The sequence below is a fragment of the Vibrio sp. 1078-1 genome (assembly GCF_033340475.1).
The window spans coordinates 1-634 of sequence record NZ_JAWOWM010000499.1 but is presented as its reverse complement, the minus strand read 5'-3'; the positions used below and the strand labels follow the sequence as shown (position 1 = coordinate 634).

Annotated in this window: 1 protein-coding gene; it reads left to right on the top strand. The window is 56.3% G+C overall.

Going from position 1 to position 634, the window contains the following annotated elements:
- The first annotated feature begins 1 nt into the window (after position 1).
- A complete protein-coding gene (locus tag R7190_RS28420) occupies positions 2–172 on the top strand; it encodes a type I toxin-antitoxin system ptaRNA1 family toxin (RefSeq protein WP_318138000.1) in 171 nt (56 codons plus the stop codon).
- The last annotated feature ends 462 nt before the right edge of the window (positions 173–634 follow it).

The following is a 634-nucleotide window of genomic DNA, read 5'->3' as shown; positions in this document are numbered from 1 at the left end:
GCTGGCCGCCCTGGAGTTCATCGACCAGGAAACCGCCAGGCAGATTTCGCCTGTCGCGGAGGCGGTCGCCAATATGTTCACGATCCTGTACTACCAGGCCGAAACAGGCCGGGCGACGCCGGAGGACTTCCAGGAGGCGTTAGCCACCATCCGGCAGGCGATGCCCAGCTAACCACAAAGAACGACAGTAGAGGCGGCCACGGGCCGCCTTTTGTGTTTCTGGAGGTGTGTAATCGACGGGCGTTAAATCGCCCCCCCTTAACGGTCACGCCTGCTTCGGTCTGGATGTTTTGAACGCCAGGAGCGGGGTGGCTGGGGCGGTGTGTAATAGACGGTCCGGGTGCATGTGAAAGTACGTGTCTAACACGTGCAATCGGCCCCCCCTCTCCGTTAAATCGGCCCCCCCCTGCCAGTTTCCGTCTATTACACACCTGGCGCATATGGGTTATGTCGCTGCGCCTCGCTCATATAGATAGTCATTCACTGAATGAGCCATGCACGATATGATTGGATCATTTGAATATACCTATAAGAACTATCGACAATGGGGGCCAGTGATGACCACGTACACTTTCAAGATTGATCCTTGTAAGCCGGAAGACGGCTACGGGTGGCGGCTTCGATATTTTGAGGA